At 64.2% G+C, this 20,367-nt stretch carries 20 protein-coding genes; 13 read left to right on the top strand and 7 right to left on the bottom strand.

Annotated features, from left to right (window positions below; all coding sequences use genetic code 11):
* Nucleotides 1-85 precede the first annotated feature (85 nt).
* Both NDB2M4_RS05480 and NDB2M4_RS05475 read left to right on the top strand, forming a co-directional pair.
* A complete protein-coding gene (locus NDB2M4_RS05480) occupies nucleotides 86-289 on the top strand; it encodes a hypothetical protein (RefSeq protein WP_072371120.1) in 204 nt (67 codons plus the stop codon).
* 42 nt (nucleotides 290-331) lie between these two features.
* Nucleotides 332-1,585 (top strand): aminotransferase class I/II-fold pyridoxal phosphate-dependent enzyme, encoded by a 1,254-nt coding sequence (locus NDB2M4_RS05475; protein ID WP_072371117.1) that lies wholly within the window; start codon nucleotides 332-334, stop codon nucleotides 1,583-1,585.
* A 36-nt stretch (nucleotides 1,586-1,621) separates the two neighbouring features.
* On the opposite strand, the gene NDB2M4_RS05470 is transcribed toward NDB2M4_RS05475, so the two are convergent.
* Nucleotides 1,622-2,605: an Ntn hydrolase family protein gene (locus tag NDB2M4_RS05470; protein ID WP_244536047.1), complete on the bottom strand. Its 984-nt coding sequence runs from the start codon at nucleotides 2,603-2,605 to the stop codon at nucleotides 1,622-1,624.
* Nucleotides 2,606-2,898: 293 nt separating this feature from the next.
* On the opposite strand from NDB2M4_RS05470, the gene rplU reads away from it, so the two are divergent.
* From rplU to NDB2M4_RS05435, 7 genes are all read left to right on the top strand, one after another.
* Nucleotides 2,899-3,210: a 50S ribosomal protein L21 gene (gene rplU, locus NDB2M4_RS05465; protein ID WP_072371111.1), complete on the top strand. Its 312-nt coding sequence runs from the start codon at nucleotides 2,899-2,901 to the stop codon at nucleotides 3,208-3,210.
* 34 nt (nucleotides 3,211-3,244) lie between these two features.
* Nucleotides 3,245-3,517: a 50S ribosomal protein L27 gene (gene rpmA / locus NDB2M4_RS05460; protein WP_072371108.1), complete on the top strand. Its 273-nt coding sequence runs from the start codon at nucleotides 3,245-3,247 to the stop codon at nucleotides 3,515-3,517.
* Between the two features lie 113 nt (nucleotides 3,518-3,630).
* Nucleotides 3,631-4,155, top strand: a complete 525-nt coding sequence (locus tag NDB2M4_RS05455; RefSeq protein WP_072371106.1) for a GNAT family N-acetyltransferase — start codon at nucleotides 3,631-3,633, stop codon at nucleotides 4,153-4,155.
* Entirely contained in the window at nucleotides 4,152-5,195 is a 1,044-nt protein-coding gene (obgE, locus tag NDB2M4_RS05450; protein ID WP_072371103.1) for a GTPase ObgE, read from the top strand. The genes NDB2M4_RS05455 and obgE overlap by 4 nt, the downstream gene beginning before the upstream one ends.
* A gap of 172 nt (nucleotides 5,196-5,367) precedes the next feature.
* Nucleotides 5,368-7,578, top strand: coding sequence for a bifunctional diguanylate cyclase/phosphodiesterase (locus NDB2M4_RS05445; RefSeq protein ID WP_083555816.1), 2,211 nt, complete (start codon nucleotides 5,368-5,370; stop codon nucleotides 7,576-7,578).
* A gap of 99 nt (nucleotides 7,579-7,677) precedes the next feature.
* Entirely contained in the window at nucleotides 7,678-9,240 is a 1,563-nt protein-coding gene (locus tag NDB2M4_RS05440; protein WP_072371099.1) for a phytoene desaturase family protein, read from the top strand.
* A 53-nt stretch (nucleotides 9,241-9,293) separates the two neighbouring features.
* Nucleotides 9,294-9,851 (top strand): HdeD family acid-resistance protein, encoded by a 558-nt coding sequence (locus NDB2M4_RS05435; RefSeq protein ID WP_072371097.1) that lies wholly within the window; start codon nucleotides 9,294-9,296, stop codon nucleotides 9,849-9,851.
* Between the two features lie 22 nt (nucleotides 9,852-9,873).
* Here the strand turns inward: NDB2M4_RS05435 and NDB2M4_RS05430 are convergent, their stop codons facing one another.
* Both NDB2M4_RS05430 and NDB2M4_RS05425 read right to left on the bottom strand, forming a co-directional pair.
* Complete coding sequence (locus tag NDB2M4_RS05430) at nucleotides 9,874-10,467, bottom strand: class I SAM-dependent methyltransferase (RefSeq protein WP_072371095.1); 594 nt, start codon at nucleotides 10,465-10,467, stop codon at nucleotides 9,874-9,876.
* A gap of 9 nt (nucleotides 10,468-10,476) precedes the next feature.
* Entirely contained in the window at nucleotides 10,477-11,616 is a 1,140-nt protein-coding gene (locus tag NDB2M4_RS05425) for a WD40 repeat domain-containing protein (protein ID WP_072371093.1), read from the bottom strand.
* A 213-nt stretch (nucleotides 11,617-11,829) separates the two neighbouring features.
* Between NDB2M4_RS05425 and proB the strand changes: the two genes are divergently transcribed.
* The 4 genes from proB to NDB2M4_RS05405 all read left to right on the top strand — a co-directional run bounded on the left by proB (nucleotide 11,830) and on the right by NDB2M4_RS05405 (nucleotide 15,566).
* A complete protein-coding gene (gene proB / locus NDB2M4_RS05420; protein WP_072371905.1) occupies nucleotides 11,830-12,963 on the top strand; it encodes a glutamate 5-kinase in 1,134 nt (377 codons plus the stop codon).
* Entirely contained in the window at nucleotides 12,960-14,246 is a 1,287-nt protein-coding gene (locus tag NDB2M4_RS05415; RefSeq protein WP_072371090.1) for a glutamate-5-semialdehyde dehydrogenase, read from the top strand. The genes proB and NDB2M4_RS05415 overlap by 4 nt, the downstream gene beginning before the upstream one ends.
* A 17-nt stretch (nucleotides 14,247-14,263) precedes the next feature.
* Entirely contained in the window at nucleotides 14,264-14,482 is a 219-nt protein-coding gene (locus NDB2M4_RS05410; RefSeq protein ID WP_072371087.1) for a hypothetical protein, read from the top strand.
* A gap of 82 nt (nucleotides 14,483-14,564) precedes the next feature.
* Entirely contained in the window at nucleotides 14,565-15,566 is a 1,002-nt protein-coding gene (locus tag NDB2M4_RS05405) for an NADPH-dependent aldehyde reductase Ahr (RefSeq protein WP_072371084.1), read from the top strand.
* Between the two features lie 83 nt (nucleotides 15,567-15,649).
* Here the strand turns inward: NDB2M4_RS05405 and NDB2M4_RS05400 are convergent, their stop codons facing one another.
* The 4 genes from NDB2M4_RS05400 to NDB2M4_RS05385 all read right to left on the bottom strand — a co-directional run bounded on the left by NDB2M4_RS05400 (nucleotide 15,650) and on the right by NDB2M4_RS05385 (nucleotide 20,290).
* Nucleotides 15,650-17,848, bottom strand: a complete 2,199-nt coding sequence (locus NDB2M4_RS05400) for a putative bifunctional diguanylate cyclase/phosphodiesterase (protein WP_083555808.1) — start codon at nucleotides 17,846-17,848, stop codon at nucleotides 15,650-15,652.
* Between the two features lie 306 nt (nucleotides 17,849-18,154).
* Nucleotides 18,155-18,721: a PRC-barrel domain-containing protein gene (locus tag NDB2M4_RS05395; RefSeq protein ID WP_083555806.1), complete on the bottom strand. Its 567-nt coding sequence runs from the start codon at nucleotides 18,719-18,721 to the stop codon at nucleotides 18,155-18,157.
* Nucleotides 18,722-18,781: 60 nt separating this feature from the next.
* On the bottom strand, nucleotides 18,782-19,261 hold the full coding sequence (locus NDB2M4_RS05390; protein WP_171988027.1) for a YybH family protein: 480 nt from the start codon (nucleotides 19,259-19,261) through the stop codon (nucleotides 18,782-18,784).
* A 21-nt stretch (nucleotides 19,262-19,282) separates the two neighbouring features.
* On the bottom strand, nucleotides 19,283-20,290 hold the full coding sequence (locus tag NDB2M4_RS05385) for a serine hydrolase (protein ID WP_083555803.1): 1,008 nt from the start codon (nucleotides 20,288-20,290) through the stop codon (nucleotides 19,283-19,285).
* Between the last annotated feature and the right edge of the window lie 77 nt (nucleotides 20,291-20,367).

Here is a 20,367-nt window from a genome sequence, read left to right as displayed (position 1 = left end):
GCCGGAACAGCGGCGCCTAAGCATTTTCATAAAACTCTCCCCGACTGGCGCCGCGTAGCAAGGCGCAAAGCACAGGGAGAGTAACATGAATGCTCCTTCTGACCCGCACGCCGGCAGCGAACCATCGCCACCCTATCCGGGTCATCCTTTCGGCGGCCTGATCCGCGACGGCGGCGCCGGCATGCGCGCCGTCGATCCACGCGATGACAATGCTCGCCGCGACGAGCGGGCCGCTGAAGAAGAATCCGGCGGCTTCGATTTTCACCTCGGTGTCTACGCACGATTTTGATCAACGAGCGCGCGCAGGACGCGCGTCGCGAGGAGTATCGCCATGAACATCATGCCTCAGGCGCTCAACAAACTGCGCGCCAAGCTCGACTACGATCTCGTCGCCAGCCCGTTTTCGGCACTGCCGGAATACAAGGCCGTCCGGAACCACGAGAACCTCGGCGCGCTACTGGGCATCAAGAACCCCTTCTTCCGTTCGACAGAGGGACTGCAGGGGCGGCACACGCTGATCGACGGCAAGCCGGTGCTGAACTTTGCATGGTGCGATTATCTCGGCCTCAGCCAGCACCCGGAACTGATCGCGGCGTCGAAGGCGGCCATCGACACATATGGCACGTCGGTGTCGGCGAGCCGCATGGTTTCGGGCGATACGCCGCTGCATCGCGAACTGGAGAATGAGATTGCGGCAACGATCGGCGTCGATGCGGCGCTGGTGTTCGTCAGTGGCCATGCGGCCAACGTCTCGACGATCGGCACGATCATGACGGCGGACGATCTCATCGTGCATGACGAGTTCGTGCACAACAGCGCCGTGGTCGGCATGCGCCTTTCGGGCGCCACGACAATGAGCTTCAAGCACAATCGGCTCGACCAGCTGGAACGTATTCTGCGCGAGGAGCGCACGAAGTACAAAAACGCGCTCGTCGTCATCGAAGGGCTCTATTCGACGGAAGGTGACATTCCCGACCTAGCGCGCGTGATCGAGCTGAAGGAACGCTATGGCGCTTGGCTGATGGTCGACGATGCGCACGGATGCGGCGTGCTGGGCAAAACCGGAGCGGGGCTCGCGGAGCACTGCGGCGTTGCCGGCGACAAGGTCGATATCTGGATGGGCACGCTGAGCAAAGCATATGCCTCATGCGGCGGCTACATCGCGGGAAGCTCCGACCTGATCCAGGCGTTGCGCTATTCGGCTCCGGGGTTCGTGTTCTCCGTCGGCCTGCCGCCGAGCATGACTGCGGCGGCGCTCGCCGCAATGCGCGTCGTGAAGCGGGAGCCGCACCGGGTGGCAAGGCTGCATGAAAACGGCGCCTACTTCCTGCGCGAAGCCAAGCTGCGCGGCCTCGATACCGGGCGCGCAGTCGGGATCGGCATGCTGCCGGTGATGGTCGGCGCCACGACCCGCGCGGCGAAGGCGGTGACGTCCGTGCTCGAGCGCGGGATCAACGCCTCGCTGATCATGGCGCCAGGCGTGCCGGTCAATGCGGCGCGGCTGCGGTTCTTCCTGACGGCGGACTTCACGCCCGATGAGATCTCGCGGGCACTGGACGTGACGGCGGAGGTGCTGCGGCGCTGACACCTTCTGCCCGGCCCTCCCCGTCAGAGGGAGACATTAGGGAAGCTGGAGGGGCGCCGTTGCGGGAGCGGCGGTGTGGCCGATCACCTCGTAGCCGCGGGCGACGAGCCGCCCCTCCGACGCGTCGGCGACCATGGCAAGGCGCGTGTTCCAGTTGAGGATCGGGCGCGTCAGCCATGGGAACTCCGGGTCGAGTTCGGTCGGCACGGAATGCATCTGATAGGCGCGCCCAGCGCTGTCGATGCCGCGCGTGTGGCCGCGCCATCCGGGGGCCTGCCAGTGGTTGGCGATGGCGTTGCCGCCCTCGTGCACGTGGGCCTCGGTCTCAGTGCGCTCGATGACAGCGGTCTCGGTTGGCTTGATACCGGCGAGGGAAAAGATCGCTGGAGCGGAGATTGGGCGGGTCGCAAGTATCTCTTTTGCCGCGGCGAACGAGGGTGCCGTCTCGAAGACTTCGCGCAGCAGGTGCGCCGCCGTGACGTGGCGCATGCGCCAGACCCGATGGCGGTTGATGGCCCAATCGATGTGATAGTGGCCGACGCGATGGCGCATCGGAGCTTGATTGAGCGCGGCCGAGAAGCGGCCCGGGGCCATGCCTTGGAGGACGCCCGTGTATCCAGGCCAGGTGAGCGTCACGAATGGGCCGGCTGCCCCGGCGACGCGGGCGGCGATCACGTAGCGGCCGAGACCGTGGGTTATCCAATCGAGCACGCGCACGAGGCGGGCGCTCGTTCCATCGGGCGAGGGCGCGACGCGACAAGTGCAGCCCCACTCATAGTTGACCGAGAGGAAGTAGGCGCCCGGGCGGCCGAGCTTGGCGGCAATGGCGTCGATCTCGGGTAGATAGGTGCTGTCCTGCTTGGCGAGCCAGCGGCGCGAGACGGCGTCGAGCGTGTGCAGCACGCGGCGGGGCACACCTTCGGTTGCACCGTCCATCAGCGCGTGGGCTCGGGCGGCCTCAAGCTCCAGGGTTTCGAGGGGGAACGCCGGTCCGGTATCGTGGACGGGAATGGACTGCATGGGTTGCATCGCCCTCCTTCGGGACCCGTAATGCTGGCAGCTCGCTTGGTCTATATGGTGACGCCGGCCGAGTTCGGCGGACCGGAAAGCGACCCAACCCAGGATGCCCGGCCAGGGCGCGGACCCGGTTGACAATTTCTGGGGGCTCGACGATAAACCCGCCTTCTCGCGCTCCCTTAACCGGGGGCGCGCAATGCGCTGCCCGAGGCCTGATTGCCCTTAAAAGAGGCGATCCATAGAAGTTCGCAGCTCGACTGCGACGCCACAGGGCGCGGTAACGCAAGGGAATTGCCATGTACGCTGTCATCAAGACGGGCGGCAAGCAGTATCGTGTTGCTGCTGACGACGTCATCACTATCGAGAAGGTCGCCGGTGAGGCCGGGTCGAACGTAGAGTTCGCCGAAGTCCTCTTGATCGGCGGCGACAACCCCAAGATCGGTAGCCCGTTCATCTCTGGCGCCAAGGTCGTCGGAGAGTTCGTCGAGGCCACCCGCGGCCCGAAGGTCATCTCCTTCAAGAAGCGCCGCCGCAAGAATTCGCGCCGCAAGCGCGGTCATCGTCAGGACCTCGTCAAGGTCCGCATTACGAGCATCGTTGGCGCCTAAGCGGCTGCCTGAACCAGATTTGAGGTACTGACCAATGGCACAAAAGAAAGCTGGCGGCTCAACTAAGAACGGCCGCGACTCGCATAGTAAGCGCCTCGGCGTGAAGCGCTTCGGCGGCGAGCACGTGATCCCCGGCAACATCCTGGTGCGCCAGCGCGGCACGCAGTGGCATCCGGGCACGGGCGTCGGCATGGGCACCGACCACACCATCTTCGCGGTGGTCGAGGGCAACGTCGAATTCAAGACCAAGAGCAACGGCCGGGTTTACGTTTCGGTGCGCGAGGGCGAGGCCGTCGCTGCCGAGTAGCGCCGCCTCCGACGTTCAGGAAATTCCAAGGGGGATGTCGCGGCATCCCCCTTTTTCGTGGCAGAACGGTAGCCTCAGGGCAGGCCGACAGCAGGACCGGAGCGCGCGGCGCCATGCGCTCGCAACGTTTGACTTATCGACCGATCGACGCGCGCGACGCGAGCCGCATTGCGGTGCTGGCAGGCGACTGGGACATCGCGCGCATGACGGCGCGCATCCCACATCCCTATTCGCTGGTCGATGCAGACCAGTGGATCTCGTCCATCGAGAGCGACGAGTTCGTGCGCGCGGTAGAACGGGACGGGGAGCTGATCGGCGCTGTGGGCTACATCCAGCGTGATGCCGAACAGGCCGAAATCGGCTATTGGATTGGCAAGCCCTGGTGGGGCAACGGTTACGCCACGGAAGCAGCGAGCGCGCTGATGGACTTCTGCTTCGGAGAAGCCGGCTTCAAAAGGCTGACCTGCGGCCACTTCATAGATAATTCAGCGTCGGCACGCGTTATCAAGAAACTGGGTTTCCGACGCGTCGGCAGCGACCAGCAGTGGTGCGAAGCGCGCAAGAGCGAAGTGCCGACGATCCGATATGTACGCCGGCGGCCGTGGCTCGGTCGCCTTTGGCGAGGTGGTAAGCGATGAAATTTCTCGACCAGGCGAAGATCTACATTGCATCGGGAGCAGGCGGTAACGGCAGCCTGAGCTTCCGGCGCGAGAAGTTCATCGAGTTCGGCGGCCCCGACGGCGGTGACGGCGGCAGGGGCGGGGACGTATGGGCGGAGTGCGTCGACAATCTCAATACGCTCATCGACTATCGCTACCAGCAGCATTTCAAGGCCAAGCGCGGCGGTAATGGCGCTGGCCGCAACCGGGCGGGCGCCAACGGCGATGATTGCATCCTCAAGGTGCCGCCGGGCACGCAGATCTATGCTGAAGACCAGGAGACGCTGCTCGCCGACCTGGAGAAGCCGGGGGAGCGTGCGCTGCTGGCGCGCGGTGGTAACGGCGGTTTCGGCAACGCGCACTTCAAGTCATCGACCAATCAGGCTCCACGCCGGGTGAACCCCGGCCAGCCAGCTGAAGAGCTGACCATTTGGCTGCGATTGAAGCTGATTGCGGATGCGGGCATCGTCGGCATGCCGAACGCGGGCAAGTCAACTTTCCTCGCGGCGGTAAGCGCAGCGAAGCCGAAGATCGCGGCCTATCCGTTCACGACGCTGCATCCCAACCTCGGCGTGGTGCGCGCGGGCGATTTCGATTTCGTGCTGGCGGACATTCCCGGACTGATCGAAGGGGCGAGCGAGGGCGCCGGCATCGGCACGCGCTTTCTTGGCCATGTCGAGCGCACCAAGGTCCTGCTGCATCTCGTCGACGCGACAGAACCGGACGTGGCAGAGGCCTATCGCACCGTGCGGCGCGAGCTGAAGGCCTACGGCGGCGGGCTCGACAAGAAGAAGGAGATCGTGGCGCTCTCGAAGTGCGACGCGATCGACGAGGCCACGCTGGCAGAGCAGGTCGAGGCACTGAAGAAAGCCGCCCGAAAGAAGCCGCTGGTGCTCTCGGCGGTTTCGGGCAGCGGTGTGCGGGAAGCGCTGTTTGCCCTGGCGCGGGAAATCGACCGCGGCAACAAGCAGGAAGCCGAGGAATCGCAGCCGGCCGACAAAGAGACGTGGCGGCCCTAGTCGCAACCGCTGCGAGAACTGTCCCGTTTAGAGTCGCAGGCCCGCCCCGCGTTAACAAACCGGTCACTGCGAATGCATCGATTGTCCGGAAATTACGGGCTGTTCAGTGCCTTAGAGCAATCCTACTCACCAAATTAGCCGATTAAGCCGGGTGCCGTCGGCGGGTGAATGATTGCAGCATAGACGCGACACGACCTTTGTGACCTTACCGATCGTGGCACTCGCTGCCGCGGGGTTCGGCGTTGTATTGGCGTCTCTGGCAATCGGCGCGCGCGAGGTGGACACCATCGCACTGGAGCGCCAGCGGGCGACCATCGAGCAAGCTATCGATCAGTTCGGGCTGTCCCTTGCGCGCGAGTTGCGTGTGCAGTCGGTGTGGAACGAAGGCTATGAGAAAGTGCACGCGGAGGATCTGCCGTGGCTGCACAAGTATTATGGGACGTATCTCAACCAACTGTTGGGGTACGACCGGATCTACGTACTGTCGAGCGACGATAAACCGGTCTACGGGTTCGATGCTCAAAATCCGGGTGTCCGCTCGGACTATGCCAAGATTGCGCCGGGCCTGAGTGACCTCGTCGAGGCAATGCGGGTCCCGAAGCCTAAGCTTCCTGCCGACAACATCCTCAATACGGAGATTTCGGTGGGCCAGGGCTACAAGGTGCATCACCGCGCCGTGGCAGACGTCCGCGCTATCGATGGCCGCCCGATGACCGTTGTCATCTCCACGATCGTGCCGGACCATGCGCCGCCCGATGCGAATGAGCCGCGCCCCTATTTGCTGGTCGCCATCGAGAATCTCGACAAGGCATTCACGCAGCAACTCGGCACCAACTTCGGATTTCGCGATCTTCAATGGATCAGCGGCGATGTGCCCACGGGGTACGATACCGAGTTGGTGCGCGCTGCCAATGACGGGATTGTGGGCACGCTGGCGTGGCGTAAGGATAGGCCCGGTCTAGACTTCATGCTGCGGGCCGCGCCGGGCCTGATGCTGGCGCTGCTGCCCATCGCGCTGTTGACGTACCTGCTCATCGTGTGGGGAAAGCGGCAATTGAAGCGCATCCTCGAAAGTGAGCAGGATGCAACGCGCGCCGCCCGCACCGATGCTCTGACCGATCTTCCCAACCGTGTGGCGCTGCGCGAGCGGCTTGGGCTCATGCTGGATGCTGCCCGGGCTAAGTCATCGACGGTTGCAGTGGTGTCGGTCGACCTCAATCACTTCAAAGGCATCAACGACGCATTCGGCCATGCAATCGGCGACAGTGTGTTGAAGGCCTGCGCCCGCCGCCTGGAAGGCCTTGTGGGTGACGACTGCCTCGTCGTGCGGCCCGATGGCGACAGCTTCGCCGTTCTGGCCCCTGGCCTCGACAATACCGGCGTCGCCCAGCTCGCCAGCAAGGTCATCGAAGAGCTTATCGAACCTTTCGACGTCGATGGTACCCGGGTGTTCGTATCAGCGTCTGTCGGCTACGCCCTGGGTTTGCGTGACGGCGACACCGGCGACGAGCTGATGCGCAGGGCCGAGCTGGCGGTCGGCAAGGCGAAGGAGGAAGCCGATAGCGTTGCGATTGCCTTTGCGCCGGACATGGATGCGGAAGTCACTTATCGGCTCATGCTCGAGACGGCGCTGCGGGCTGCTGTCGCCGATGAGGCAATCGAAGTCGTCTACCAACCGCTCATGGACGCTAGCGGTAAGCGCGTGCTCGCTGTCGAAGCGCTGGCGCGCTGGACCGATCCGGATTTCGGAGCGATTTCCCCCGACATCTTCATACCGCTGGCCGAGGAAACCGGGCTCATTCAGGCCATCGGAGGGTTGGTGTTGCGCCGTGCGGTGACCGACTGCAAGGCATGGCCGGACGTGTCGGTTGCCGTCAACGTGTCGGCCTCGCAGATTCACCACGGCGACGTGGTCGACGTGGTGCGGAAGGCGCTCGCCGAGAGCCGGACGCCGGCGCACAAGCTGGAGATCGAGATCACGGAAAGCGTGCTGCTCACCGACGAGAAGCGCGCCAACGAGCAGATGCGCGGCCTGCAGGGGCTCGGTGTGCGGGTGGCGCTCGACGATTTCGGAACCGGTTACTCGAGCCTGCAATATCTGCGGCGGTTCGGCTTCGACAAACTCAAGATCGACCGCAGCTTCATCGATGGCGCCGGTGATCCGATGGGCAGCTCGGTGGTGCTTGCGTCGATCATCAAGCTGGGGCAGGACCTCGACCTAACCATCACCGCGGAAGGCGTCGAGACAGAGGAACAGCGGCGCTGGCTGCAGGCAGCGGGCTGCCACCAGCTGCAGGGGTTCTTGTTTTCTCGTCCGTTGACTGCGACGGAGATGACGGCATTCATTGCCTCGCATCGGAAGAACAGAGCCGTGGCGAGTTGAAACAGTCGGCTTTGCCAAGCAGCAAATTGCTCGACTTGGGTTGATCGACCGATTAGCTGGCCCTGTCGAGGGGTAACGGGACGGGACGCCAATATCAGCATGAACGACAGCTATGACGTCATCATCATCGGCTCGGGCCTAGGCGGGCTGACCGCTGGCGCGCAACTGGCCAAGGCCGGCTGCAAGACGCTGCTCATCGAACGCAACACCAGCGTGGGCGGAGCTGCCTCGACGTACAAGGCCGGAGATCTGGTGATCGAAGCCTCGTTGCACGAGACGTCCGCGCCGGATGATCCGAGCGACCCCAAGCATGCCGTGCTGAGCGACATCGGCGTGCTCGACAAGGTGACGTGGGTGCCTACGGGCTCGGTGTACGAGGTGCGCGGCGGGCCGCTCGGTGCAGCGTTTACGCTGCCGGATGGCATTGCCGACGCGCGGGCAGCGATGATCGACCGCTTTCCAACGCTCAGCGAGGGGATCGGCGACATCCTCTCGGAGATGGAGCGGATTGCGAGCGGCCTGGGGCAGCTCAGCCGCGGGCGCGCTTCGTTCGACGATCCGCTTGCCGGGCTTTCTGCCCTGATGAAGGCGATGCCGGTGGTCGGCGGCTGGCGGCAATCGCTGTCGCAGCGGCTCTCGGCAGCATTCGGCGACAACGAAGGCGCCAAGTGCGCGCTGGCTGCGAACCTTCTCTATTGGCACGATGATCCCGATGCCTTGTGGTGGATCCTGTTTGCGGTTGCGCAGGGCGGCTACATCGGCGCTGGCGGACGCTATGTTCAGGGTGGATCGCAACGTCTCAGCAATGCGATTGCAAAGGCGTTCAGAGCGTCCGGCGGAGAGCTGCTGCTGCGACGGACCGTCAGCGAAATCCTGATCGGCAACGATGGGCTTCCGGTCGGCGTCGTGCATGAGGGTCGTGAAGGCGATCGCGTCGAGGTGCGCGCTCGCGTCGTGGTCGGCAATGCCGCGCCATCGGTGATGGCGGCGATGCTGCCGGATGCAACGCGTCAGCGCTTTTTTGCGCCCTATGCCGAGCAACCGTTGTCGATATCTCTTTTTTCGGCAACGATCGGCGTCTCGGAGCCGCCGCAGCAGTTCGGGCTCAACTCGTATGCCACCATGCTACTGCCCGAGTGGATGCAGACGCTCAGCGATTATCGGCGTGGCTCAGATGTCATGGCGCGACTACCGGGCGAGGCACTGCCGCCGCTGGCGGTCGTCAACTATGCGGCAGTCGACAGCGGCCTCGGCGGGCCGCCCTATCCTGTCTCCGTGGTCGGCGTGGACAGGATCGCCAACTGGCGGGGGCTCGATCCAGAGGCTTACGAGGCAAAGCGGTCTGCTTGGCGCGATGCACTGATCGCCGCTCTCGACCGAACCTATCCGGGGTTTGCCGGCAGCGTGACCAATTGCGTTTTCAGCACGCCGGTGACGATGAACAGTTATCTGGGAACGCCCGAAGGCGCGGTCTACGGGTTTGCGCCGCTGCCGCCGAAGGCGCCTATCTGGCGCGGCCAGGTGCGCTCGCCGCGGACGGCAATCGACCGGCTTTTCCTAGCGTCGGCATTCGCGGGTTGCGGGGGCTACACGGGCGCCATTCTCGGCGGCGCGAATGCCGCCCGGCATGTGCTGGCAACGCTGCCGGTTAGCAAAAAATAGGCAGATGGCGTGCTAGGCCGGCGGCAATGGAAATGCCTGCCGCGGGGACGCACATGGACGATACCAAGGGACTGCGCTCGAAGCTGCATCAGAGCTGGGGCTGGCTGCTCGCGCTCGGCATTGTGCTGATGCTGTTCGGATTCCTTATCCTGACGACGCCGATGGGCGTTGTGACGGCATCGCTGACGACGGAGATCTGGATCGCGGCTGCGATGATTGCGGCCGGCGTGCTGCAACTCATGCACGGCGTTCGCGCGGGCGACTGGAGCCATTCGATGTGGCAGATCCTCGGTGGCGCGATCTTCATCCTCGGCGGCATCATGATCTTCCTCTACCCCACGCTCGGGCTCGTCTCGCTGACGATGATCATTGCCGCAACGCTGGTGGCACAGGGCATCACATCGCTGATGGTCGGCGGCGGCGTGGGCGATGTTTCCAGCCGCCGCTGGCTGATCCTTTCGGCGGTGATCTCGATCGTCGCGGGCCTCTTGATCCTGTTCGATCTGCCGTCCTCGGCCGGTTGGACGCTCGGCACCATCGTCGGGGCGGCGCTGCTGCTGCAGGGCATCAGCCTGACGCTCCTGTCGCTGGAAGTGCGCCGCGCCTCTTGAGCTTGCTTGCTGCGGCTGCTGACTACTGGCGCGCCTGCGCCAGCCAGACCGTGTGCCCGCCGCAATCGGGATCTTCGACGGCGTGGCGGATGACGTCGAAGCCGTTGGCGTCGAGGAGCCTGGTGTATTCCTCGGCGGCAAGGCTCGCGTGATAGAGGCGCTCGCCATAGAGCTGGCCCATGGCCTCACCGTCTCGTGGGCCGGACGTGAACAGCAAGAGACCACGCGCGGCGATGTGGTCGCGGAAGATGGGAAACATCGCGCGCTGCGCATCGCCGGTCAGGTGAAAAAAGCTGTCCCAGGCGACGATGGCATCGAAGCGCTGCGCCAGCGCCAGGGTGCGCATGTCGGCGACAACCCACGTCATCGCGGGGAAGCGTGCTGCGCATAGTTCAATCATCGCAGCTGCGCCATCCACGCCGGTCAGGCGGCATCCCTTGTCGATGAGGTAGCGCGCGATCGGCTCGCCAGCGCCGCACCCGAGATCGAGCACGCGACGCTCGGGCGGCAGCCTTTCGAGCAAGGCTTCGAGGTATTGGACCTCCATCAGATCACGGCCGCGATCGCGGTCGAATGCGGCGGCATTGGTCTCGTAGATGTGCAGAACTTCGGACATCGTTCCTCGTCAGTGCGGCTGATAGGCGGAGATGTCCCAGATTCTGCCGACGCCGTCGAATGTCGCTGTGACGAGGCGCTTGCCGTCCGGGCTGAATGCTGCCGCCTGGACCTCGCTGGCGTCGGTCGACAGGATGGCGAGTAGCTTTCCGGTCGCCGCGTCCCAGATGCGCGCGTTCTTATCGTGCGAGGCGGTGACGACGAGCTTTCCGTCGGGGTTGAAGGCGCCGTCCATGACGGGCCGGCCGTGACCGTCGAGCGTGAACAGCAACGCGCCGGTCGATGCGTCCCAGATGCGCGCGGTGCGGTCGCCTGAGGTGGTGAGGACTTTGCTGCCGTCGGGGCTGAACTCGATGTGCACGATACTGCGTTGGTGACCTTCGAGCGTTGCGAGGCGGGCGCCCGTGGCCGCATCCCAGATGATGCCGGTCTCGTCGCTACCGGCGGTCGCGAGGCGCTTTCCTTGCGGATCGAAGGCGGCGTCGAGCACCATGCGTTTGTGGCCGGTGAGCGTGGAGAGCGGGTTGCCAGTGGCGGCGTCCCAAAGTCGGGCTGTCTTGTCGGTCGAAGCGGTGACGACCTTGGTGCCGTCCGGGCTGAAGGCGGCCCGCATGACGGGGCTGGTGTGGCCAACGAGATCGGCAACGATCTTGCCGCTGGCTGCATCCCATACGGTCGCCTTCTTGTCGCGGGCGGCAGTGACGACGCGCGAGCCGTCCGGGCTCCAGGCTGCGTATTCGAGCATGCCCGCGTGGCCATCGAGCGTCAGCTGAAGTGCGCCGCTGGAAGCGTCCCAAATGCGGGCTGTGCCGTCGCGCGATGCGGTGACGATGCGCTTGCCATCTGGGCTGAACGCGGCGCTGCGGACGGCTTCGGTGTGGCCCTGAAGGTCAGCCAGCAGGGCGCCGGACTTGGCATCCCAGACGCGCGCCGTGTGGTCGCTGGAGGCGGTGACGACTTTCGACCCATCAGGACTGAAACTGGCACGTGCGAGGTCGCCTGTGTGGCCTTTGAGGACGAGGGCGGGCTTCGGTGCCTCGACTGCCGGGGCTTCGGCGCTGGCGCCGCCGGCGGCCAGGAGGACGGCCGTCGCAGCAAGAAATGCCAGGGCAATGGAGCGCCCGAAGGCCCTCGGCGGAAATACGGTCATGCGCTTCCCCCAAACGTGGTCGGGCGGCCCCTTTCGCTGGGGCTGCCTCGTTGTTCGCCAGTGCCACGCTTCAGGGCCAATCAGGCCTTGTTTTTGGGGTGAGGCTACCGCTTTTGGCGCGACTGGGCTATCAGGCTGCCTCAAAGCTGCGATCCTCAAGCCCGCGCCGAAGCGCAAGCCATGACAACAGAAGCAAAATCCGCCCCCAAATCAATCGTGCGTCCTGAGTGGACCAATGCGCGACGCATCGTCGTCAAGATCGGCTCGGCGCTGCTGACCGACCGTGCAACCGGCACTTTGAAAGCGGAGTGGCTCGCCACGCTGCTGGATGATGTCGCTGCGCTGACCGCCGCAGGCAAGCAAGTGGTGCTGGTGTCGTCGGGCGCGATTGCGCTCGGCCGCCACACGCTGAAGCTGCCAAAAGGGCCGTTGGAGCTGGAGCAGAGCCAGGCAGCAGCGGCCGTGGGGCAGATCAGCCTGGCGCACGCCTATCAGGAGATGTTCGGCGCGCGCGGCCTTGTTGCGGCGCAGGTGTTGATGACGCTGGGCGATACCGAGGAGCGGCGACGGTATCTCAATGCGCGCCACACCATCGAGACGCTGCTGGACCTGAAGGCGGTTCCGGTCGTCAACGAGAATGACACTGTGGCGACGACGGAAATCCGTTACGGCGACAACGACCGCCTTTCGGCTCGGGTTGCCTCAATGGTATCGGCGGACTGCCTGGTGCTGCTGTCGGATATCGACGGACTTTATACGGCGCCACCGAATGCCAACGCGGACGCCAAGCGCCTCGACACAGTGACGGCGATCACGCCGGAGATCGAGGCGATGGCCGGCGATGTCGGCACCGAGCTGTCGAAGGGCGGCATGAAGACCAAGGTCGAGGCGGGCAAGATCGCGCTCGGCGCGGGCACGCACATGGTGATCGCCAGCGGCAAGGTCATGCACCCGCTGCGCTCGATCGGTGAGGGTGCGCCGTGCACGTGGTTCCTGGCGCATTCCGATCCGATAACAGCGCGCAAGCGCTGGATCGCCGGACAATTGGAGCCGAAGGGCTTCGTTTACGTCGATGCGGGTGCAGTGGCGGCACTGGCGGCAGGAAAGAGCCTGCTGCCGGCAGGCGTGGCGCGGATCGAGGGCAATTTCGACCGCGGGGACGCGGTGATCATTCGTGCGCCGGACGGGCGGGAGCTGGGCCGCGGGCTCATTGCCTATGCGCGGGTCGACGCGGAACGCATCATCGGCAAGAAAAGCGCGGAGATCGCCACTATATTGGGGGTGTCGCGGTGCGATGAGCTGATCCATCGCGACGACATGGCCCTGCACCGGAGCTCGAGCACATGAACAAGCCTGAGCGGATAGACGCTGCGACCGAGGAGACGATGCTCGCCATGGGCCGGCGGGCGCGTGCGGCTGCGCATGCTCTTTCGCTCGCTGCGCCGGAGGCGAAGACTGCGGCGCTGCGGGCTGCTGCCAAGGCGATGCGCGACGCAACCGCAACAATCCTTGCGGCAAGCGAAAAGGACCTTGCGGCGGCGCGCGCGGCCGGGCGCCCTGCGGCCTTCATCGACCGGCTGATGCTGAACGAGGCGCGCATCGAAGGCATCGCCAAGGGCATCGAGGAGATCGCCGAATTGTCCGATCCGGTCGGCACGGTGCTGGCGGAGTGGGCGCGGCCGAACGGATTGCGGTTTCAGCGCGTGCGCGTGCCGCTTGGCGTGATCGGTATCATTTTCGAGAGCCGGCCGAACGTGACGGCGGATGCCGGTGCGCTGGCGCTGAAAGCCGGCAATGCCGCCATCCTGCGCGCGGGCTCGGAGAGCTTGCATTCGTCCCTCGCCATTCATGCGGCGCTGGTCTCGGGCTTGAAGAGTGCCGGGCTGCCGGAAGCCGCCATTCAGCTGGTGCCGACGCCTGATCGCGCGGCGGTGGGGCATATGCTCGCCGGTCTCGAAGGTTGCATCGACGTGATCGTGCCGCGCGGCGGCAAGAGCCTGGTCGAACGCGTGCAGAAGGAAGCGCGCGTGCCGGTGTTCGCGCATCTGGAAGGTCTGTGCCACACGTATGTCGATAAGGACGCCGATCTCGACATGGCGGTGAGCATCGTCGTCAACGCGAAGATGAGGCGCACGGGCGTTTGCGGGGCGACAGAGACGGTGCTGATCGACAAGGCGGCGCCCGCGCAATTCCTGCCGGCGCTGGTCAAGGCGCTGATCGAAGCCGGGTGCGAGGTGCGCGGCGATGCAACAGCGCAGGGCGCCGATGCGCGCGTCATCGCTGCGAGCGATGCCGACTGGGCGACGGAATATCTCGATGCAGTGGTTGCCATGAAGATGGTCGACGGCGTCGGTGGGGCGATCGATCACATCGCGCGCTACGGCACGCAGCACACCGATGCCATCGTGACAGCGAACGCAGAGACGGCGGAGCGCTTCCTGCGCGAAGCGGATTCGGCAATCGTGCTGCACAACGCCTCCACGCAGTTCGCCGACGGCGGTGAGTTCGGGTTCGGCGGAGAAATCGGCATCGCGACCGGCAAGCTGCACGCGCGCGGGCCGGTGGGCGTCGAACAGCTCACGAGCTTCAAGTACGTCGTGCGGGGGAACGGCCAAATCCGGCCGACTTGAGCCGGGAAAGGAGTGTCATGCGTTCCCTGACATCGCTCATCGCCATGCTTATCGCGGCATCTGTGGCGGTTTCCATTCCAGCGGAGGCGGCCAAGCGCAAGGCGCTTCGGTCGTGGAAGCCGGCGCCCGTCCTCAAGGACTGCACGCGGCTCAACGGCCGGTTCGGGTACTACGGCAATCCGTGGTGCTCGCCGGCGGAGCAACGCGCATGGGATCGCGCCACGTCGCAGCGGTAATCCCGCTCTGGTTTCATGGCCTAGTGCAGTTTCCTCGACGCGCGTAAGTTGCGCGGCCGATGCCACGCGAGGAGCACACACCATGATCAATGCCTGGGCCGCGACAGCGGCGAAGCAGAAACTCGAGCCATTCTCATACGACCCGGGCCCGCTCGGCGCCAAGGAGGTCGAGGTGGCAGTGGAGCACTGCGGGCTGTGCCACTCTGATCTATCGGTCATCAACAACGAGTGGGGCTTCGGCAATTATCCGGTGGTGCCCGGACACGAGGTCATCGGGCGCGTCGTGGCGCTCGGCGATAATGCCAAAGGACTGAAGATCGGCGAGCGCGTGGGCATCGGCTGGAGCGCGCAGAGCTGCCTGCACTGCCATGAGTGCCTCGGCGGCGATCAGAACCTTTGCGCGGAGGTGGTGCCGACGATCGTCGGGCACTACGGCGGGTTCGCCGACCGCGTGCGGGCGCAGTGGCCCTGGGCCATCCGCATTCCGGAGGCTTTGCCGCCGGCCGATGCGGGACCGCTGTTGTGCGGTGGCATCACGGTGTTTGCGCCGTTCAAGGTATTCGGCATCAAGCCGACCGCCCGTGTCGGCGTGGTCGGCATCGGCGGCCTCGGGCATCTGGGCCTCAAATTCGCCAACGCGTGGGGCTGCGAGGTGACGGCATTCACATCGACGGACAGCAAAGCCGACGAGGCGCGCTCGTTCGGTGCGCATAACGTCGTCAACAGCCGCAACTCCGCCGACATCGCGAAGATGGCCGGCACGCTCGACATGCTGTTGGTGACCGTCAATGTTCCGCTCGACTGGCGGGCGATGCTGGCGACGCTGCGGCCGAAGGGGCGGCTGCACGTGGTCGGGGCGGTGCTGAAGCCGATCCCGGTGCTGGCGTTCGATCTCATCGCACAGCAGAAGAGCGTTTCGGGCTCTCCGACCGGATCGCCGGTGTCGATCGCGGAGATGCTAGAGTTCGCCGCCCGGCACAACGTGCTGCCGCAGACAGAGCACTTTCCGATAGCGAAGGTGAACGATGCCATCCAGCATCTGGTGGATGGCAAGGCGCGCTATCGCATTGTGCTCGACATGTAGCAGCGAAGGGGGCGGCAGAAAAACAGCGCGCCCGTGGGTGGCGCGCTGCTCTTCTCGTGGGCGAACTTACCGTGTGTGCGTGGTCACGCCACGTGGCGGCGCTGGTTTTCGTTCAGAAGCTTGATGACTTCGGCCTGCGGGCGCGCCTCGCTGAAGAAGAAGCCCTGACCTTCCTTGCAACCTTCGGCGGCGAGGCATGCGAGATCTGCCTGCGTCTCGATGCCTTCGGCAACCACCTTCATATCGAGGCCGGAGGCGAGGCCGAGAATGGCACGCACGATGGCGAGCGTGTGCCGGTTGCCGGTCAGATCGCGCACGAACGAGCGGTCGATCTTGATCTTGTCGAACGGGAACGACCGCAGATAGCTGAGCGAGGAATAGCCGGTACCGAAATCGTCCATCGAGATCCGCACCCCCAACGCGCGCAGGGCGTGAAGATGGGCGATAACGTGGTCAGTGCGGTCGAGCAGCACACTCTCGGTGATCTCAAGATCAAGCCGCGCGGGGTCGATGCCGGAAGCCGTCAGCGCATCCTTGACGTTTTGGTAGACGTTGCCGACGCGGAACTGCATCGGCGACAGGTTTACGGCAAGCTTGACGTGCTCAGGCCATTCGGTGGCATCTGCACAGGCACGCTTCAACACGAAGTTGCCGAGCGCGGTAATAAGGCCAGTTTCCTCGGCAAGGGGCACGAACTCGGCCGGCGGCACGAATCCGCGCGTCGGGTGCGGCCAGCGCAGCAATGCCTCGAACCCGACCACCTCGTTGGTCGATAGTTCGACGAGCGGCTGGTAGTACACCTCGATTTTCTCGGTGGCGATCGCTGCGCGCAGGTCGGTCTCGATCTGGCGGCGCGCCTGAGCCTTGGCGTCCATCTCCTGCTCGAAGAAGCGGAATGTGGACTTGCCTTCGGACTTACCGCGATAGAGCGCCAGGTCGGCATTGCGCAACAGGCGGTCCGCGTCCTCGCCGTCGGTGGGAGCGACGGCGATGCCAACGGTTGCACCGACCGTGAGCACGTGGCCCTCGATCATGTAGGGCTCGCTCACGGTGTCGATCACCCGCTGTGCGAGGATTGCAAGCTCCTGGGGCGTCTTCGAGTCAGAAACGAGGATGGCAAATTCGTCGCCGCCAAGCCGCGCGGCCATATCGCGCTGACGCGTCACGCGCTGGATGCGGTGCGCCACCTCCTGCAGAAGGCGATCACCCATTGGGTGACCCAGGGTATCGTTGACGAGTTTGAAGTTGTCGAGGTCGATGCAGAGCGCGCCAGCGAAGCCGCCTGAGCGGGCGCGGGCGGCGAGCGCGTCACCCATGCGCTGCCGGAACAGCACGCGATTGGGGAGTTCGGTCAGCGCGTCGTGGTGCGCCATGAAGGCGATGCGTGCTTCGGCCTGCTTACGCTCGGTTATGTCGACCACCGCCAGGAGAATCGCAGGGACGCCCTCGTATTCGAGCTGGCGTGAAAAGACGACGGCCTCGATCGTGCGCCCGTCGCGCGTCGAATGCTTGACAGTCACGACCTCGGTCTCGTGCGAGCAAGCTACGTCGTCGACGCGCTCGTCATGTTCAACGCGCAGATCATGCAGCTTCATTTTGAGAAGCTGGTCGCGCGTGTAGCCGTAATGGCTCTGGGCCGCCGCATTGGCGGCAATGAACGACTGCGTATCCCGGTCCAAGACGAACATGGGCACCGGATTGTCGTCGAACAGCAGGCGGAATGATGCCTCACGCTGCTTCAGCGTTGTAATGTCCATCCGAAGGCCGATGACTCCGCCGTCGCTGGTCTTGCGCTCCTCGATGAGGATGCAGCGGCCGTCGGACAGATTCTGCTCGTGGGGTCCGCGCGGGTTATAGAGTTGGTCGAGACGTTCCTTGATCCACTCTTCCTCGCGCCCCTTTGCTTCGGGGTAGTCGCCCCGGCCGACGCCGATGCGCAGCGTGTCTTCAAGACGGACGCCGACTTTGAACAAGTCAGCACTACGCTTGTAGATGTCTGCGTATTTCTGATTCCAAAGGATGTATCGGCCCTCATTGTCGAGGAACACGATGCCCTGAGGGAGAATTTCCAGTGCCGCGCGAAGACGCTCGTGCGCGGTTGCTGCGTTCGCTATCGCGGCGTCGGCAACGGCGCGTGCATTCTTCACCTTCGCGCCACCGCCATGCAGTGGATCGAGCATGGTCCAGCAGCGATCCTTTGCGGCCTCGAGAAGGCTGCGCGCGGAATCTAGCGCCGCCCTACGACGCTTCCCGCCATTCGTTTTCGTGAAACTCTTTGCCATCTGCTTCGCCGCTGCTGATCGATGGCGGCCAAAGTGCTTGGCTCAGACTAAAAAACAATTGCGCGTTTCTGCCCGGCATGCCGATGGCAGGGACGAAAAAGTCTATTTCTTGAGCACAGTTCAGTGCAGAGAATATCGGATAGCGGTCTTGGGCCAGTATTTGCGCCCACCTACGATGCGACTGCCCAGCGCTTGGACGTGCCTGCTCAAAGTTGCGCCATGTGAGGGCATGGCAAACATCTTCTTTACGAGGGTGTGAATTTAGAGCGCGCGGATGTTCTAATCCGCGCGCTCTAATGCGTGGGCTTAGTCGTGGTGCCACACCGGCAGGTCGGGGAGCTGCTCTTCGGTCACCTCAGTGACGAGGTTGCCGTCCTTCTGCTTCACCTGATCGAGCGTCATCACCGCGGCCTTCTCGCCGATGCCGAGGAAACCGCCGTATTCGATAGCGACGCCTTTGATCTCGCCATTCTTATCTTCGAGCAGTGACTCGACCTCGGCGATTTTCTTGCCGCTGGCGTCGTAGATATCCATGTCCTCGACGCGATCGACGGTCGCGCCCAGCGGAGCGACCATCTTGTTGTCGTCCTCGGTCTTGCGCAACTCGCCGATGATCAGCACGCCGACTGGGGCTGCCATAGGTGCAGCGGCTGACTTGTCCAGCGGCTCGGGCGCAGTGCTTGGCTGCGGAGCTGCCTGCATATTCGTCGAGGGCTCAGTACCGGATTTATCCATAGGCTCGGGCGTATTAGACGCCGGCGGGCTCTGCATCGTGGTCGATGGGGAAGAACCAGATTTCTCCATCGGCTCTTGGGCGAACACTGGTCCGGAAAGCAAAACGGCGGACGCAGCGAGTATCAGCTTGGTCTTCATTTGGACATCTCCTTTATCGACCACAGCAGTAACAACTCTTATTGTCCCCCGAGAGTTTCTTCAGCGGTTCTCCTCGGCGCCACTCACCGGGCGCTCCGGCACCTCGTACGCGATGTAGCGGACGATTTTCCACTTGCCGTCAGGCTGCTTGCGGAGCACGTCCATTCCCGGCTCGGTCGAGTTGACCGTTTGCCCGGTGGGTAGAGTGACGGTGAGCTTCCAGACAAGGCGCACCACGGCGAGGTCTCCCGACACTATGATCTCGCGGATGTCGAGGCTGTAGCTGTAGCGCTTACTCTTGTCGCGCAATGAGCGATGCAGCAGCGTGCAGATGTCGTCGTAGCCGCGCTCAGGATAGCCACGGAAGTCGTAGCGCAGCTCGGATGAGAACAACGCGCAGACGGCGTCGGCGTTTCCGCTGTTGAAGTCCTTGGTCCAGGCCTGCAGCGTGGCGCGGATTTTCTCCTCGGCGTCGTTGGCGAATGCCTCGCTGGCCGGCGCTGCGAACACAAACAGCGCGAGCAGGGCGGTCGCCAACATATTGTCGCCGCAGGGAAGCATCTAGGCGCGCGCCTCCGTCAATCGCTTGTGGACTTTGCCGAGAGCATCGGCGACGGCATCCTTGAAGGCGCCGGTGATCGCTTTCGCGTCTCCGTCCTTGTCCGTCCAGTTGTGAAGGAAAGCGACGGTAACAGGAACGTCGCGGACGATCATCTGGCCAGCCAATGCGAGGCAATGGAAGCCGTTCCAGTCAATGGAGCCGCCCTTCATGTAGGCCGCCGTGTTGACCGGGACGACGAGGGCGATCGCATCGGCCATCGCTTGGATGCGCTTAAATTCGGTGAGCGTTTCCGGCTTCTTGAAGAACTCACCGGCAAGAGCGCGCTTGTAATAGTCGACGAACTGCGATGCCGGTGCGGCCATCGTGTCGACGTCGTTGAGCGCAGACCGATATTTCGACGTGTCGGGCTTCTCAGAGTCAGCTGCCGCTTTCACCGCCTTCCAGCCGAGGTCGTCGCCTTTGGGGGCGCCGATGAGATAGGAAAAGAAACTGCGCGTGGAATCAGGGATGCGCACCTTTGTCAGCCCGGCCCCGGCAATGAATTCGCGCACCATCTGCGGCGTCACGCGCCTCATCGCCATGTCGGTTGCGGTGTTGTCGCTGTGCGCGATCATGGCTTCCAGCGCGCTGCGTGCTTGCGTCGTGCCGGTAAGATTCTCGAACACGGGGCTGACGAGCGAACGAACGCTATCATCGAGGGTGAGCTGCTCGAGCTCGTCGAGATTACCGGCTTCGACCTCGCGCAGAAATTGGGCGAGCACGAAGGTCTTGAAGCAGCTGCCGCAGAACAGCTCGGCGTCGGCGTGATACTTCACACGCCATGGGTTGGCCGCCTCGTCGACGTCGACTTGCGCACCTTTCTCTCCCGGCAACGCGACGAAGCCGTCGAGCAGGTGCGGGATTGCGTGTGCGTCAGGAGATTGGGGGGCGGCTTGCGCGGCGGTGCGCGTGAGCGTCATCGCCCCCGCCACTGATACGGCCGAAGCCAGGAACTGACGTCTACGCATACTGCCTCCTGATGACCGGCGGGGCGCAGCGCCGGTCGCCCACAGGAATGCAGAGCAATCATGACTGGCGCGTTACT

Source organism: Hyphomicrobium sp. NDB2Meth4 (assembly GCF_900117445.1).
Lineage (GTDB): Bacteria > Pseudomonadota > Alphaproteobacteria > Rhizobiales > Hyphomicrobiaceae > Hyphomicrobium_A.
The sequence above is the reverse complement of the archived record's forward strand: the minus strand, read 5'-3'. Positions and strand labels throughout refer to the sequence as shown.

Bases quoted from the DNA above. Each gene is read 5' to 3' on its own strand.
- NDB2M4_RS05480 (WP_072371120.1), top strand. From the start codon at position 86: ATGAATGCTCCTTCTGACCCGCACGCCGGCAGCGAACCATCGCCACCC.
- NDB2M4_RS05475 (WP_072371117.1), top strand. From the start codon at position 332: ATGAACATCATGCCTCAGGCGCTCAACAAACTGCGCGCCAAGCTCGAC.
- NDB2M4_RS05470 (WP_244536047.1), bottom strand. From the start codon at position 2,605: ATGCAGTCCATTCCCGTCCACGATACCGGACCGGCGTTCCCCCTCGAA.
- rplU (WP_072371111.1), top strand. From the start codon at position 2,899: ATGTACGCTGTCATCAAGACGGGCGGCAAGCAGTATCGTGTTGCTGCT.
- rpmA (WP_072371108.1), top strand. From the start codon at position 3,245: ATGGCACAAAAGAAAGCTGGCGGCTCAACTAAGAACGGCCGCGACTCG.
- NDB2M4_RS05455 (WP_072371106.1), top strand. From the start codon at position 3,631: ATGCGCTCGCAACGTTTGACTTATCGACCGATCGACGCGCGCGACGCG.
- obgE (WP_072371103.1), top strand. From the start codon at position 4,152: ATGAAATTTCTCGACCAGGCGAAGATCTACATTGCATCGGGAGCAGGC.
- NDB2M4_RS05440 (WP_072371099.1), top strand. From the start codon at position 7,678: ATGAACGACAGCTATGACGTCATCATCATCGGCTCGGGCCTAGGCGGG.
- NDB2M4_RS05435 (WP_072371097.1), top strand. From the start codon at position 9,294: ATGGACGATACCAAGGGACTGCGCTCGAAGCTGCATCAGAGCTGGGGC.
- NDB2M4_RS05430 (WP_072371095.1), bottom strand. From the start codon at position 10,467: ATGTCCGAAGTTCTGCACATCTACGAGACCAATGCCGCCGCATTCGAC.
- NDB2M4_RS05425 (WP_072371093.1), bottom strand. From the start codon at position 11,616: ATGACCGTATTTCCGCCGAGGGCCTTCGGGCGCTCCATTGCCCTGGCA.
- NDB2M4_RS05415 (WP_072371090.1), top strand. From the start codon at position 12,960: ATGAACAAGCCTGAGCGGATAGACGCTGCGACCGAGGAGACGATGCTC.
- NDB2M4_RS05410 (WP_072371087.1), top strand. From the start codon at position 14,264: ATGCGTTCCCTGACATCGCTCATCGCCATGCTTATCGCGGCATCTGTG.
- NDB2M4_RS05405 (WP_072371084.1), top strand. From the start codon at position 14,565: ATGATCAATGCCTGGGCCGCGACAGCGGCGAAGCAGAAACTCGAGCCA.
- NDB2M4_RS05400 (WP_083555808.1), bottom strand. From the start codon at position 17,848: ATGGCAAAGAGTTTCACGAAAACGAATGGCGGGAAGCGTCGTAGGGCG.
- NDB2M4_RS05395 (WP_083555806.1), bottom strand. From the start codon at position 18,721: ATGAAGACCAAGCTGATACTCGCTGCGTCCGCCGTTTTGCTTTCCGGA.
- NDB2M4_RS05390 (WP_171988027.1), bottom strand. From the start codon at position 19,261: ATGTTGGCGACCGCCCTGCTCGCGCTGTTTGTGTTCGCAGCGCCGGCC.
- NDB2M4_RS05385 (WP_083555803.1), bottom strand. From the start codon at position 20,290: ATGCGTAGACGTCAGTTCCTGGCTTCGGCCGTATCAGTGGCGGGGGCG.